Genomic DNA, 12,298 nt, shown 5'->3' with positions numbered 1-12,298 from the left:
GCCCCATGACGCCCTATCGTTATGAAGCCACGGGCAGAAACCGTAAAACACTGGTCGCACTTGGAATGGTATGGGCGGCCATCGCCTGCGCTGTCGTATGGCTTCAGGCCTCGATCTGGCTGATGGGTGGGATTGCGCTGTGCACGGCCCCTGCCCTTTATGATCTGATCGCGGCACGGCGTGCCGGTGTGGCGCTTGGGCCAAATGGCCTAAGCTGGTTTGCCGGCAAAGGCACAGGTCAGATCACATGGGATCAGATCAGCCACATGCGCCTTGATACCCGACTGGATTTTTCGGTGCGCGTCAGTGCCGTGCTGATCACGGGGCGAAAAATACGTTTGCCCTTGGAAGCCACGCCCCCCGCGGACATCTTCGAAGACGTGCTAAGCGCGCGCGGCATCAAAGTTGAGCGGCACCACTTTTCGTTGGTGGGATAAATGCCCAACTCGCACCAAACGGGCGACACTCGCCCGCGCAAGTCATTCAGTCCGCAGCCAGTTTGAAGGGCCGGGATTGCGGGCGCGTCGACGACACCGGTTCACAATAAGACTGACGCCGTAGCCAAGATGCCATGTCAGCCCGCTTGGTTCTCGATCGCATTGGCCCCCAATCTGCTGCAACACCTCGCCCTCCGGGGGCATAGATCACACCGTCACGCGGAACAGTTACCGCCATAATACGCGCAGCACAGCTGAGGTTCGCAGCCCCGCTTTGCAAAGCGGCCCCGGTTCCAACGTTACATCCGTAACCACGTGCCGTTGCAGGCAGGATTTGAAGCAACCCATACCAACGCCCGCCCCCACCAACCGCTTCGGGTTTGTAGGTGCTTTCGAATTTCGCCAAAGCGGACATGAAGCCGACCCAAAACGCAGCGCGCAAATCAGAAGAGGCATCAGGGTAGCGTGGGCACCAGTCACCAATGTCGGCCGGGACAACATCCACCAGCGGCTTGCCATGGGTTTTAAGGGCGCTCAGCGCTGTGCGGTTCCAAAGAACGTGACCCGGTTGGTGCGTCCAACGGGTCGCAGGCACATTGGGCGTCCGTGCTATGGGGCGCACCTTAGAATGTGGGGGCGCTGCGACTACAAGCTTTGGCAGGGGTTCAGACGCGGCCACGTCTGGTGCGCCTTCGATTGCGGGCGCAGACGCAGACGCAGACGCAGACGCAGACGCATCATCAGGTAACACAGCGGCGTGTTGTGCAAGCGCGACGGACGATGCTGCGAGCAAAGCAACTGCCGCACAAAAAGATCGTGATATATACATGGCGCGCAATATGACCGCCTGATGCCGTTGCTGTCTAGCACAACGCCATTTTTGGACCCTTTTGAGCCAGAATACGCAACAATCGGCATAGATCACCTCGTTTATCCCGTTCTCCGAGAAAATCAGCGCGAAATCTCCTTTAAAGTAGCCTGAACATGTCCTGCCTTTGCCCTCTTTGTGACCCAATTCAGAAGCATACCTGTTGTCAGTAACCAGTACGGATTTTTAAGTATGGACTTTGCAGAACGCATCTTAGCACCACTCGCGACTTTTAAGGCGCGCTTTTCCGCCCAGCGAATGAATATGGCGCATGATGGCGTTCTGCAAATCGCCCCCCGTTGCCCCGACATGCCAAGACAAGTGGCAGCAGCCCTGAAAGACGGTGTCTCGATCTCCTGCCCGGACCCGACCGCCGAAGAGCGGCTACGTGACATGCATCAAGCGCACGGCCAAAAGCTTGCCAGAATCGAAGATTGGGAACGGCTAACCAAAGAGATTTTCGAAGCAGACTCGCAGCGTCTCAAGACCCTCGGCGGGATGCCGATTGCTGAACTTCTGGCCTTTGGCGCGCGTGCAGATGTGGTCGGCGCCGCCGAGCACGCCTTGATCGGCGGGCGGCCCGATCGTGATGCACCTATGATGGCCGGCATTGAAGCCATGGAAAGCATCCTTGCTGAAAACCCTGATAACCCTGCTCTCGCCTGTATTGTGGCGTTGACCCATATCGATTTGGGCTGGGCATGGCGTGGCACTGGTTGGGACATCGAAGTCCCAAGCACGAACCGCGAAGCGTTTGCAGCGCATTTCGACCGTGCCACAAATATCATGGCCGAATTCGATGCTGCCGCACTGGAGTCACCTCTGCTTGCGTCGACCCAGTGCGCATTATTGGCGGGGCGCAGCAGCACCCCGCGCCAGGTTGCACGCCAGTTCGAAACCTGGATAGACCTTGATCCCAAAAACCCGCGCAGTTACCGCGCCTTTGGGGTGCAACTGCTGCCGCGCTGGAATGGCAGTCTTCAACAGCTTGAACTACAGGCGCGCCGCGCTGCGGGCCGCACCCATGATGTTTGGGGGGCTGGGGCCTATACTTGGGTCATGTTTGACGCAATTTCCCACGACCCCGACGCCTGCGCACAAATCGATCTTGAGTTCTTTTTGGATGGGCTTCACGATATCCTGCACAATTCCAGCGACCAACACACCGTCAACCTGTTGCTGGCCTATTGCGCCAACACCATGGGCGCGACCCAAACCGGGGACGATGAAACAGATTATGTACGCATGCAAATTGCCGCAGCAGCTGATTGGATCGTGCGCGACTACCTTAACGAATTGCACCCCTTATTGTGGGCCCATGCAGCGCGCGGGTTTGACAATGCCTTGCGCATCCGATGCCCAGAACGCTTTGCCGCGTCCGGCCATGCAGACGCGCTGCATTTCCTAACCGAAGTGTTTCGCCGCGAACTTACAGCTGGCAAGCAGATCATTTTCACCAAAGACGGCCCCGAAGCCCGCGCTGCCTAACACTAAGAGGTTAAGATCGCGCCAATCGGCGTGCAGCCCCAGACAACAGCGCGCGTGAATACACTTTGTGTGCGCCCATAAGGCTGTCAAACACAGGCCCTAACGTTGGCTTTCCCCCGCGCCCTGCGACCGGAACAACGACCGATCCAAATCTTAGAAGCCCGTCATCGACCTGCAACCACGACGCAGTCCGCCCGCTTTTTTCGCGCAACAGCACTTGATCAGCGCGCCGGTCCTCGACCTGCCAAATGGCCAATCGCGTGGATGTTCCGGCGGCCAATGCGGCGACCTCTGAATCCGTCGAAGGCGCGCGCGCTGCAAAACGCAGCACCACACGTTCGGCGCGAAACAGAAATTGCGTATAAAACGCGTTCATAAAGTCGGGCAACGTGACGTCCTGTTCACAAGGGGTTTCAAAGCAATCGGTATAGTAGCCATCGCGCGCAGAATAAGCCGCGATCAGGCTGCCGGACGGAGCGGATGTTTCTTTGATGTCCATGAAGACACTTTGCCACAAAACATGGCCACGCCAAGGTGCGCAATCGTCGCGCCCCTGAACGGTGCATGTTGAACCGATGCCCTCTTGCGGCGACGCAAGGGCTGATCTATTCCCGTTTCGTACCCTGACCAACCGGAAAAGACGCGCCATGCTGGATCTGACTTACGAGACACCCAAGATCAAAACCATCGCAGGGGCCAAGCACGATTGGGAACTGGTGATCGGCATGGAAGTCCACGCCCAAATCAGTTCCAACGCCAAGCTGTTTTCCGGTGCATCGACCCAATTCGGGGCCGAGCCCAATGCCAACGTCGCTTTTGTGGACGCGGCCATGCCCGGCATGCTGCCCGTGATCAACGAATATTGCGTCGAACAGGCCGTGCGCACGGGGCTGGGCCTGAAGGCCGCGATCAACCTGACGTCGGCCTTTGACCGCAAGAACTATTTCTATCCCGACCTGCCGCAAGGCTATCAGATTTCCCAACTGTACCACCCCATCGTGGGCGAAGGCGAAGTGTTGGTCGAAATGGGCCCCGGCCCCGAGCTAGGCAAAAAGCGCCTTGTGCGCATCGAACGCATCCACATGGAACAGGACGCGGGCAAATCCATTCACGACATGGACCCAAGCCTGTCTTTTGTCGACTTGAACCGCACAGGTGTGGCGTTGATGGAAATCGTCTCCAAACCCGACATCCGTGGCCCCGAAGAAGCCGCCGCCTTTCTGACCAAACTGCGCCAGATCGTGCGCTATCTGGGCACGTGCAACGGCGACATGCAGTCCGGTGCCATGCGCGCCGATGTGAACGTGTCGGTGTGCCTTCCCGGCCAATACGAAAAGTATCAGGAAACGCAGGATTTTTCCCACCTCGGCACCCGCTGCGAGATCAAGAACATGAACTCCATGCGTTTCATCCAACAAGCGATCGAGATCGAGGCAAAGCGCCAAATCGCCATTATCGAAGGCGGCGGCAAAGTCGATCAAGAAACCCGGTTGTATGACCCCGACAAGGGCGAAACACGGTCCATGCGCTCCAAAGAAGAGGCGCATGACTACCGCTATTTCCCTGACCCCGACCTGCTGCCGCTTGAAATCGAACAGGCGTGGGTGGATCAGATCGCAGCCACCCTGCCCGAACTGCCCGACGCCAAAAAGGCGCGCTTTATGGGTGACTATGGGCTTACGGACTATGACGCGTCGGTTCTGACCGCCGATGTCGCCACCGCCGATTATTTTGAAGCCGTGGCAGATGGGCGCGACGGCAAACAGGCCGCCAACTGGGTGATCAACGAATTGTTTGGCCGCCTGAAACAGGGCGACACCGACATCACCGAAAGCCCCGTGTCACCGGCGCAATTGGGCGGGATCTTGGATTTGATCGCGGCGGACACGATTTCCGGCAAGATCGCCAAAAACCTGTTCGAGATCATCTATACCGAAGGCGGCGACCCCGCCGAAGTGGTCGAAGCGCGCGGCATGAAAGTGGTCACAGACACCGGCGCGATCGAAGCCGCCGTAGACGAGATCATCGCCGCCAACCCCGCACAGGTCGAAAAAGCGCTGCAAAATCCAAAGCTTGCAGGCTGGTTTGTGGGTCAGGTGATGAAGGCGACTGGGGGCAAGGCGAACCCTAAGGCTGTGAACGAGATCGTAGCGAAAAAACTCGGGCAATAGCCCCGTTTCGTCGCCACGATCCGTGCGCGGCAGCGTATCCCATAGGGATGCGCGAGAGCGGCACCCATTGGCGTAAAGGCACTCCTACCCCCGCACTGCCAACACTGCATAAAGCAGCAACATCGGCACATAAACTTCGGGCTTTTCGGTCACCCAAGCCGCCCAACCGTGGCTGGCGCTTAATGACCCATACATTGCACGGTGACACAGACAGATATTCATCAACTTTTTCATACGCTCATACATGGCGTTTCCCTTTGTGATTGAGCGTCTGGCCAGACTTGGTTACGTTTTGCGCAAGGGTATGATGCGGCATCAGCCCCGCGCATGCGTTGCCACAAAGGTGTGGACCGCCCGGTGCGGAAAGATGTGGGGAGTTGTGGAAAGTTGTTGGACCGGATTGCATTTGGCGCGCTGATCAAGCGCAAGCGAGGCGAAGCACGCCTGACGCAAGAAACACTGGCCGGTGATGTCTTTGGTGATCCGGGCCGCAAAGCGGATATTTCGCGAATCGAAAATGGGCACACAAAACCGCAAGAGGCGACGATCCAGAAACTCTGCGACGTTCTAAAAATCTCGGCTGCGGAAATGGAACCGATCCGGCAAGCCCGCCCCGCTGCCGAACAACTTGCCAATATCCCCGCGCTCAGCCGCGAAGATTTGCAAAACCTTGCCGCGCGGTTTGAACTGGACGGGGTTTACACAATGCCCGACGGCGAATTGCGCCGCCTGCTGACCCTCAAGGCCGACGAACACCGCGCCCTCAAATCCGAAGTCGACAACATCGACGACGGGCTGATCCGCCTTTCCAACCTCAAGGCCGCCGCCCAAGACGCCATTGCACGCGTCAATCTGGACGAGGTCGAAGACTTGCTATCGCGCGTGCAAGAGGTCGAGCTGGAAGAGGCCGCCAAAACCGCCGAACTGCGCGCCAACAATGCGTTGCTGCGCGGGCGGGTCGACCAAGCCTATCGCATCCTATGCGCCGCCGCCGACAGCTTTGCCGCCGTTGATCTGTTGGAACCTGCGCGGCGCAAGATACTTGGCTATGCCGAAAAAATAATGAGACATGACATGCGGTTTGGCGGCGCAGGCTTGCCACTTAGCGTTGAAATGATGCGTCAAACGGCAACCGACGACCTTAGATCATTAAATGCATGGCTTTGGGCGGCAGGGAAAAATACCGAAGCGATCGGATTGCGAAACCAAGGCACTCGCACCGACGGGCCAAAAGGCGCGGATTTGCTGGCACAGGCCGTCGCCGCTTATCGCGCCGCCCTTGAGGTGCGCACCCGCGCGGATCATCCCGCGGATTGGGCCATGACCCAGAACAACCTTGGCATTGCCCTGCAAAATCAAGGCACCCGCACCGAGGGGCCAAAAGGCGCGGACTTGCTAGCACAGGCCGTCGTGGCCTATCGCGCCGCCCTTGAGGTGCGCACCCGCGCGTATCATCCCGTCGATTGGGCCATGACGCAGAACAACCTTGGCGCAGCCCTGCGAAACCAAGGTACCCGCACCGACGGGCCAAAAGGCACGGACTTGCTGGCACAGGCGATCGCGGCCTATCGCGCCGCTCTTGAGGTGTACACCCACGCAGATCATCCCGTGGACTGGGCCATGACGCAAAACAACATTGGCATTGCCCTGCAAAATCAAGGCACCCGCACCGACGGGCCAAAAGGCGCGGATTTGCTGGCACAGGCCGTCGCAGCCTTTCGCGCTGCCCTTGAGGTGTACACCCGCGCGGATCATCCCGTGAATTGGGCCACGACGCAGAACAACCTTGGCGCAGCCCTGCAACATCAAGGCACCCACACCGATGGGCCAAAAGGCGCGAACTTGCTGGCACAGGCCGTCACGGCCTTTCGCGCCGCCCTTGAGGTGCGCACCCGCGCGGATCAGCCCGTGCAGTGGGCTATGACGCAGGAAAACATCGCGGTTGCCTTGCTTGCGCGCGCAGAGCGCGTGGATGCGCAGCACCCCCGTGATGATTTGGCGGCGGCACTTGCTGCGGTAGATGGCGCGTTAGAGGTCTTTGACCCCGAAAACATGTCATTCAACTATGAAAAAGCGACACGAAGCCGCGCGGACATTCAAGCCGCCATGGACGCGTTGGGGGATGAGGCCACGGAAGCGTAACCCGCGCGCTTCACAACCGCGAATAATGCATCATCCCTGACGGGCACAGCGCACGTTCGACTGCGCGCCATGCCTCTGCATCGCCGCCCATACGGATGGTGCCAAGGTTTCGCGCCTCGTCCACCTGCGCAATCATCGCAGCCGCCTCTTTGGGCACATCGAACGTAAACGCCTCGCCGCTCGTGTCGATGATGATCCGCCCCGTCTTGGCCACATGGGCGGCCAGCCCTTCGGCCCCGCCGCCGCGCAGGTGTGGCACGGCATCGTCTTGGCCCAAGGGGGGCGGCACCACCTGCCCTTTGGCGCGGGCATAGATCACGTGGGTTTTAAAGGTGCCGCGCAGGTCTTCGGCCAGTTGCATGGTTTCGACAGGGTCAAGGGCTGCCGCCCCGTCGCCAACCAGCGGTGTCGGATCATACAGCATCGCCTGCGGGCTGCCTGCGTATTCCAGCCCCGCCCTGTCCAGCGCGCCCATCAGTTCCGTGATGCTAAAGGGCCGGTCGCGCCCGTGCAGCAGCAGATCGTAAAACCCCGCGTCGCCCTGTTCGTGATCCACAAGCCGTGTGTTGCGTTTGAACGGGTGCGCGTCGGGCAGCGCGCGAAACACCGCCTTGGCTCGTTTCAGGCGCTTTTCGGGCGGCAGCCCTGCGAACATGCGCCCAAAGGCGGCTTGCAGCGGGTACACGCCAGACCGCCCGTGCGGCGCATAGACCATCAGCCCCATACCGCCCCCCGGCGCCAAGGCCCCGGCCAGCGCGTTAAACCCAGCTTGCGGGTCGGCCAGATGATGCAGCACGCCGCAGCAGTCGATATAATCAAATGGCCCATACTCGCCCGCATCTAAAAGCGACCCGGTGACAAAGGTGATGCCCTTGAGCTTGCGCACCTCGGCCCGCTTTTCGGCCAGACGCCGCGCGGCCACGGACATATCCAGATAGGTGATCTCAAACGGGCGGCCCGCATCTGTCAGCAACTGCGCCAGTTGGATCAACGCATCGCCCGTGCCGCCCCCGGCAACCAAAGCGCGCAAAGGCTGCGACCAATCGCGCGCGCCGCCCCACAGCCAATGGTCCATCTCGACCGGCAGTGACGGCGACCCGGTGATCAGCCGCTTGCGTTCGTCGGTGGGTTTGCGTTCGGGATAGGGATAGGCCTCGTATTGGGCCTGCACATCAAGGTCGCTCATGGGGATGTCCTGCTGTCGGTTTGGCGCAAACTATCACGGCTGTGAGGGGGTGCAATCGCTCAGGCATCCGCGTTATCCTATAGGCGCGTTAATCCAAGCCCGAAAGGCCCAAGCCTGTGCCATATCCCGCCCCGTTTCGATCTTCTGTTATGACTGTCAAACCGGAATGGATCGACTTTAACGGTCATCTGAACATGGCATATTACAATGTGTTGTTCGATCAATGTGCCGACGAAATCTATGGCGACTTGGGGTTTGGGCCTGACTACCACACCAAGACCGGCAACACGACGTATGTTGCGGAATTTCATCTGGCCTATGTGCGGGAATTGCATGTGAATGATCCGGTTACAGTCACGTTTCATCTTGTGGATTTTGACGCCAAACGGTTCCATTCCTATTCGGAAATCTGGCACACTGATGGCTGGCTGGCCGCAACGGGCGAAGCTATGACGCTGCATGTGGACCAATCCGGACCGCGCGTTGCCCCGATGCCTGCCGACATTTTGGCGAACCTGTCCCGCGTCGGGGCTGCGCACAGCGTTCTGCCCCGTCCCAAGCGCTTGGGCGCAAGCATTGGAATTCCGAAACCGTAGCGCATTTGCACAGTGCCGCCGCAACTGTCGTTGGCGGGCTTTTCACCATCAATCCATGCCGCTATACGGCCTCAACATCAAAAAAGAGGCGTCGCATGTCTGGTTGGGAATACAAAGTTGTACCTGCCCCCAAAAAGGGGATCAAAAGTCCCGGCATCAAAGGGGCCGAAAACCGCTTTGCCAATGCTTTGGAAGCGTTGATGAACCAAATGGGCGCGGAAGGCTGGGAATATCAGCGTGCAGAGACGTTGCCTTCGGTTGAACGTGCGGGCCTGACTGGCAGCAACACTGAATGGCGCAACCTTTTGGTCTTTCGCCGTGCGCTGGTCGATGCCATCGACGATTTTGAACCGGAATTGCTGCCTCCACCTGTCACCATATCACCAGTGCCAATGGCGTCGTTAGCTGTGGACACCCCGCAAGCCGACACACCTGAGCCCGTAGATGCCGCGCCAAGTGCCGCCTCTGACCACGATGCCGCCGCAACACTAGATGCGCAGTCGCAACCTGCTACCCAAGCCCCGGCCGACAACGGTGTCGAAGACATCAATGACGCTGGCGACGTGACAGCGTCGCTTGAGAAGCTTGTCAGCCAACGACTTGAAGACAAATCGACAGATTAAATCGCGGCGTCAAACGTCTAGATCAAGAGCAAGCGCATGAATGCGCCCGATCAGATCCGGTCCAAGTGCCGCATGCACAGCGCGGTGCCGTGAAACGCGGTTTTTTCCTTCAAATTCAGCGCTTCGCAAGACGACATTGAAGTGGCTTTCACCGGACGCCGGAGCCCCCGCGTGGCCCGCGTGACTTGCGCTATCGTCAACGACAACGATGTGGCTGGGATCAAACGCCGCCTTCAACGACTCTTCAATTTCCTGACGCACTGACATTTTTTTTCCAGACCCCTTTTATCCTCGTCTCTATAGCCTAAACTCTGCCGCCTGAGTCGAAAAGGACCAACACATGGCTAAGTCAGATCCCTTTGGTTTCGATATGTCTGTTTCTTCAGCAAAAAAGAAGAATCCGCGGGGCCGTCGCGGCATGTCTGGCGCGTCTGAAACATCGACGCGACTGTGCGATCACGAAGGTTGCCAAGAGCCGGGCAAATTTCGCGCGCCCAAAGCGCCTGACGTTTTGGATGATTTTTTCTGGTTCTGTCAGCAGCACGTGCGCGAATATAACCTGAAATGGAATTTCTTTGACGGCACGACCGAGGCCGAGATCAACGCGCAACAATCCAAAGACAAAGTCTGGGAACGTGCCACAAAGCCAATCGCCGACCCCGAAGCACGCGCATGGGCCCGCCTTGGCATCGAGGACCCCCATCAAGTTCTGGGCAAGAACGCCACCCAAAACCCCGGTCGCGGCGGCGTCGCGGCAGCGCGCAAACTGCCGCCCACCGAAAAACGTGCCATCGACATTCTGGAAGCGTCTGCAGATGCGACCAAGGCCGAGATACGCAAATCGTACAAGGCCCTGATCAAAGTACTGCACCCGGATATGAACGGCGGCGACCGCAGCCAAGAAGAACAGCTGCAAGAGGTCGTTTGGGCTTGGGATCAGGTCAAGGACAGCCGCAACTTTAAGTGAAAATTGTGTATCACGGAAAACCTTGACCCGTTTCAATTCCGCGGCCAACGTGCATGGGTGTATTGGCAGCGGGAGACGGCAATGAAGCGAGCTTTGGCTTTTGTATTTATGGGGCTCCTGCTTCAGGCCGCATGTTCGACTAATGACTCTGCGTCTATTTCTCGGGCAGTTTCAAATGCCTCTTCAATTCAACTCTGGGCCGAGCAACGAAACCCTCAAACTGGCGCTTTGCAGCTTGCATACGTGGAAACCGAGCTGGCTTCACGAGGGCAAGCCACTTTCGGTAGTTCTTACATCGGACAGCGAACATCATCACGATTTGGCGTCGCCAGCTACTCTCGGCAAGCAGACGCTAGCGTAAAGGAGAAAGGGCACGATTTGCGCAACTGTTCTGACTTCGGCGCGTCATGGCAAGCACAGCGGTTTTTTCTTTCCCAAGGCGGACCGTCCAGTGACCCTCACAATCTGGACCGTGATGGTGACGGTCTTGCTTGCGAGTGGGGTACACGGATATCCTCTATTGCAAAGAAAGCCCGGCAACCCGCGCGGGTATCCCGCCCACGTTACACACCAAGGTGCTACACTGGGCCTAGGGGAGGACGGTACACCGTATCCGCTTCAGGAAGCAAAAATTACGGTGGATGTTAGCGTCACAGACGCTGACAAACCAAAGCTCACAGCTTCTTGTGCATTCACGCCTACGGGCTTGTGCATCTTTCGTGCAAAAATGGGGGCCAGTTTCCCCTTTCCCTTGTCCGTGCGCCCGCTATGTTGCACGACAATCACGACGCCCAATTATGGGCGCGATCATGCTTTTTGAAGGAACGGCGAAATGGCGGACGGCGCGATGGATATCAATGCACTACCAAGCGAAGACATTTCCGTCCGCGAGGTCTTTGGCATCGATACGGATATGGTGGTCAAAGGGTTTGCAGAGCGCAGTGATCGCGTTCCTGAGCTGGACCCAACCTATAAGTTCGACCCAGACACCACGCTCGCCATCCTTGCAGGTTTCAGCCACAACCGCCGTGTGATGATCCAAGGGTATCACGGCACGGGTAAATCAACCCACATCGAACAAGTCGCTGCCCGCCTGAACTGGCCGGCCGTTCGTGTGAACCTTGATAGCCACATCAGCCGGATTGATCTGATCGGCAAGGATGCGATCAAGTTGAAAGACGGCAAGCAGGTTACTGATTTCCAAGAGGGAATCCTTCCGTGGGCTTTGCGAAACCCATGCGCCATCGTCTTTGACGAATATGACGCGGGCCGTGCGGATGTGATGTTCGTGATCCAGCGCGTGCTGGAAGTGGACGGCAAGCTGACGTTGCTTGACCAGAACACGGTGATCGAACCTCACCCCAATTTCCGTATCTTTGCGACCGCCAACACGGTGGGCCTTGGCGATACCACTGGCCTGTACCACGGCACGCAACAAATCAACCAAGGTCAGATGGACCGTTGGTCATTGGTGGCGACGCTCAACTACCTTAGCATTGATGCAGAGACCGCGATCGTGTTGTCCAAGAACCCGAATTACAACACGGCCGAGGGGCGCAAGACCGTCAAGCAGATGGTAACGGTTGCCGACCTGACCCGTACCGCGTTTATGAACGGCGATTTGTCGACCGTGATGTCCCCACGCACGGTGATCGCATGGGCGCAAAACGCTGAAATTTTCCGCAATGTGGGCTATGCTTTCCGCCTATCGTTCCTGAACAAATGCGACGAGTTGGAGCGCCAGACCGTTGCTGAGTTCTATCAACGATTGTTTGATGAAGAACTGCCGGAATCGGCGGCGAGTGTGAGCTTGGGGTGAT

At 58.3% G+C, this 12,298-nt stretch carries 14 protein-coding genes; 9 read left to right on the top strand and 5 right to left on the bottom strand.

The features are described from left to right. Positions 1-5: 5 nt before the first annotated feature. Positions 6-437 (top strand): hypothetical protein, encoded by a 432-nt coding sequence (locus ABJF76_RS03975; protein ID WP_413821270.1) that lies wholly within the window; start codon positions 6-8, stop codon positions 435-437. A gap of 46 nt (positions 438-483) precedes the next feature. On the opposite strand, the gene ABJF76_RS03970 is transcribed toward ABJF76_RS03975, so the two are convergent. Next, positions 484-1,230, bottom strand: coding sequence for a transglycosylase SLT domain-containing protein (locus ABJF76_RS03970; RefSeq protein ID WP_413821269.1), 747 nt, complete (start codon positions 1,228-1,230; stop codon positions 484-486). A gap of 267 nt (positions 1,231-1,497) precedes the next feature. Between ABJF76_RS03970 and ABJF76_RS03965 the strand changes: the two genes are divergently transcribed. Continuing rightward, positions 1,498-2,793, top strand: coding sequence for a hypothetical protein (locus tag ABJF76_RS03965; protein ID WP_413821268.1), 1,296 nt, complete (start codon positions 1,498-1,500; stop codon positions 2,791-2,793). Between the two features lie 10 nt (positions 2,794-2,803). Here ABJF76_RS03965 and ABJF76_RS03960 read toward each other — a convergent pair whose 3' ends face one another. Next, positions 2,804-3,292, bottom strand: coding sequence for a hypothetical protein (locus ABJF76_RS03960; RefSeq protein ID WP_413821267.1), 489 nt, complete (start codon positions 3,290-3,292; stop codon positions 2,804-2,806). Between the two features lie 148 nt (positions 3,293-3,440). On the opposite strand from ABJF76_RS03960, the gene gatB reads away from it, so the two are divergent. Beyond that, positions 3,441-4,964, top strand: a complete 1,524-nt coding sequence (gatB, locus tag ABJF76_RS03955) for an Asp-tRNA(Asn)/Glu-tRNA(Gln) amidotransferase subunit GatB (RefSeq protein ID WP_413821266.1) — start codon at positions 3,441-3,443, stop codon at positions 4,962-4,964. Positions 4,965-5,048: 84 nt separating this feature from the next. Here gatB and ABJF76_RS03950 read toward each other — a convergent pair whose 3' ends face one another. Next, positions 5,049-5,210 carry a hypothetical protein gene (locus tag ABJF76_RS03950; RefSeq protein ID WP_413821265.1) on the bottom strand — a complete coding sequence of 54 codons (162 nt, stop codon included), beginning with the start codon at positions 5,208-5,210 and terminating at the stop codon, positions 5,049-5,051. A 144-nt stretch (positions 5,211-5,354) separates the two neighbouring features. Here ABJF76_RS03950 and ABJF76_RS03945 point away from each other — a divergent pair, with 144 nt between their 5' ends. Continuing rightward, positions 5,355-7,106 (top strand): helix-turn-helix domain-containing protein, encoded by a 1,752-nt coding sequence (locus tag ABJF76_RS03945; protein ID WP_413822511.1) that lies wholly within the window; start codon positions 5,355-5,357, stop codon positions 7,104-7,106. Between the two features lie 10 nt (positions 7,107-7,116). Here ABJF76_RS03945 and ABJF76_RS03940 read toward each other — a convergent pair whose 3' ends face one another. After that, positions 7,117-8,292, bottom strand: coding sequence for a class I SAM-dependent methyltransferase (locus ABJF76_RS03940; RefSeq protein ID WP_413821263.1), 1,176 nt, complete (start codon positions 8,290-8,292; stop codon positions 7,117-7,119). Between the two features lie 149 nt (positions 8,293-8,441). Here ABJF76_RS03940 and ABJF76_RS03935 point away from each other — a divergent pair, with 149 nt between their 5' ends. Next, positions 8,442-8,888 carry a thioesterase family protein gene (locus tag ABJF76_RS03935; RefSeq protein ID WP_413821590.1) on the top strand — a complete coding sequence of 149 codons (447 nt, stop codon included), beginning with the start codon at positions 8,442-8,444 and terminating at the stop codon, positions 8,886-8,888. 95 nt (positions 8,889-8,983) lie between these two features. Further along, positions 8,984-9,511, top strand: coding sequence for a DUF4177 domain-containing protein (locus ABJF76_RS03930; protein ID WP_413821262.1), 528 nt, complete (start codon positions 8,984-8,986; stop codon positions 9,509-9,511). Between the two features lie 9 nt (positions 9,512-9,520). Here ABJF76_RS03930 and ABJF76_RS03925 read toward each other — a convergent pair whose 3' ends face one another. After that, positions 9,521-9,778: a BolA family protein gene (locus ABJF76_RS03925; RefSeq protein WP_413821261.1), complete on the bottom strand. Its 258-nt coding sequence runs from the start codon at positions 9,776-9,778 to the stop codon at positions 9,521-9,523. Positions 9,779-9,851: 73 nt separating this feature from the next. On the opposite strand from ABJF76_RS03925, the gene ABJF76_RS03920 reads away from it, so the two are divergent. From ABJF76_RS03920 to cobS, 3 genes are all read left to right on the top strand, one after another. Continuing rightward, positions 9,852-10,478, top strand: coding sequence for a DnaJ domain-containing protein (locus ABJF76_RS03920; protein ID WP_413821260.1), 627 nt, complete (start codon positions 9,852-9,854; stop codon positions 10,476-10,478). 81 nt (positions 10,479-10,559) lie between these two features. Continuing rightward, entirely contained in the window at positions 10,560-11,126 is a 567-nt protein-coding gene (locus ABJF76_RS03915; RefSeq protein WP_413821259.1) for an excalibur calcium-binding domain-containing protein, read from the top strand. A 184-nt stretch (positions 11,127-11,310) separates the two neighbouring features. Further along, positions 11,311-12,297 (top strand): cobaltochelatase subunit CobS, encoded by a 987-nt coding sequence (gene cobS / locus ABJF76_RS03910; protein ID WP_413821258.1) that lies wholly within the window; start codon positions 11,311-11,313, stop codon positions 12,295-12,297. The last annotated feature ends 1 nt before the right edge of the window (position 12,298 follow it).

This window comes from Tateyamaria sp. (assembly GCF_039940735.1).
Taxonomy (GTDB): Bacteria; Pseudomonadota; Alphaproteobacteria; order Rhodobacterales; family Rhodobacteraceae; genus Tateyamaria.
Note: the sequence above shows the minus strand (reverse complement) of the source record. Positions and strands in the feature narration are given on the sequence as shown.

Bases quoted from the DNA above. Each gene is read 5' to 3' on its own strand.
- ABJF76_RS03960 (WP_413821267.1), bottom strand. From the start codon at position 3,292: ATGGACATCAAAGAAACATCCGCTCCGTCCGGCAGCCTGATCGCGGCT.
- gatB (WP_413821266.1), top strand. From the start codon at position 3,441: ATGCTGGATCTGACTTACGAGACACCCAAGATCAAAACCATCGCAGGG.
- ABJF76_RS03935 (WP_413821590.1), top strand. From the start codon at position 8,442: ATGACTGTCAAACCGGAATGGATCGACTTTAACGGTCATCTGAACATG.
- ABJF76_RS03920 (WP_413821260.1), top strand. From the start codon at position 9,852: ATGGCTAAGTCAGATCCCTTTGGTTTCGATATGTCTGTTTCTTCAGCA.
- ABJF76_RS03975 (WP_413821270.1), top strand. From the start codon at position 6: ATGACGCCCTATCGTTATGAAGCCACGGGCAGAAACCGTAAAACACTG.
- ABJF76_RS03930 (WP_413821262.1), top strand. From the start codon at position 8,984: ATGTCTGGTTGGGAATACAAAGTTGTACCTGCCCCCAAAAAGGGGATC.
- ABJF76_RS03950 (WP_413821265.1), bottom strand. From the start codon at position 5,210: ATGTATGAGCGTATGAAAAAGTTGATGAATATCTGTCTGTGTCACCGT.
- ABJF76_RS03940 (WP_413821263.1), bottom strand. From the start codon at position 8,292: ATGAGCGACCTTGATGTGCAGGCCCAATACGAGGCCTATCCCTATCCC.
- ABJF76_RS03925 (WP_413821261.1), bottom strand. From the start codon at position 9,778: ATGTCAGTGCGTCAGGAAATTGAAGAGTCGTTGAAGGCGGCGTTTGAT.
- ABJF76_RS03915 (WP_413821259.1), top strand. From the start codon at position 10,560: ATGAAGCGAGCTTTGGCTTTTGTATTTATGGGGCTCCTGCTTCAGGCC.
- cobS (WP_413821258.1), top strand. From the start codon at position 11,311: ATGGCGGACGGCGCGATGGATATCAATGCACTACCAAGCGAAGACATT.
- ABJF76_RS03965 (WP_413821268.1), top strand. From the start codon at position 1,498: ATGGACTTTGCAGAACGCATCTTAGCACCACTCGCGACTTTTAAGGCG.